Consider the following 725-nt stretch of genomic DNA (forward strand, 5'->3'; position numbering starts at 1 on the left):
CGATACTAGCATACTAGCTCAGTTGGTAGAGCGCAACCTTGCCAAGGTTGAGGTCATCGGTTCGAACCCGATGTATCGCTCCAAATTAGCCTTTTAAAGGCAAGATTCATTGTCTTAAACGATAATGATGCGAAAAGAGAAACATCCGGACGCGGGATGGAGCAGTTTGGTAGCTCGTCGGGCTCATAACCCGAAGGTCGTCGGTTCAAATCCGGCTCCCGCAACCACATTACAGTTAAGCGCCATTTATTGTCTAAGGCAGTAAGAGCCGCGATTAACTAATGCGATACTAGCTCAGTTGGTAGAGCGCAACCTTGCCAAGGTTGAGGTCATCGGTTCGAACCCGATGTATCGCTCCAAATTAGCCTTTTAAAGGCAAGATTCATTGTCTTAAACGATAATGATGCGAAAAGAGAAACATCCGGACGCGGGATGGAGCAGTTTGGTAGCTCGTCGGGCTCATAACCCGAAGGTCGTCGGTTCAAATCCGGCTCCCGCAACCACATTACAGTTAAGCGCCATTTATTGTCTAAGGCAGTAAGAGCCGCGATTAACTAATGCGATACTAGCTCAGTTGGTAGAGCGCAACCTTGCCAAGGTTGAGGTCATCGGTTCGAACCCGATGTATCGCTCCAATTTAGCCTTTTAAAGGCAAGATTCATTGTCTTAAACGATAATGATGCGAAAAGAGAAACATCCGGACGCGGGATGGAGCAGTTTGGTAG

General features: G+C 47.7%; 4 tRNA genes. All 4 read left to right on the top strand.

Features of this window, described 5'->3' with window-relative positions:
- Positions 1-150: 150 nt before the first annotated feature.
- The 4 genes from L1D11_RS22485 (at position 151) to L1D11_RS22500 (ending at position 635) form a co-directional block, all read left to right on the top strand.
- Positions 151-227: transfer RNA gene (locus L1D11_RS22485), tRNA-Met, on the top strand.
- 56 nt (positions 228-283) lie between these two features.
- Positions 284-359: transfer RNA gene (locus tag L1D11_RS22490), tRNA-Gly, on the top strand.
- 67 nt (positions 360-426) lie between these two features.
- A tRNA-Met gene (locus L1D11_RS22495) sits at positions 427-503 on the top strand.
- Between the two features lie 56 nt (positions 504-559).
- Positions 560-635: transfer RNA gene (locus L1D11_RS22500), tRNA-Gly, on the top strand.
- The last annotated feature ends 90 nt before the right edge of the window (positions 636-725 follow it).

It is taken from the genome of Vibrio sp. Isolate32 (assembly GCF_022397955.1).
Lineage (GTDB): Bacteria > Pseudomonadota > Gammaproteobacteria > Enterobacterales > Vibrionaceae > Vibrio.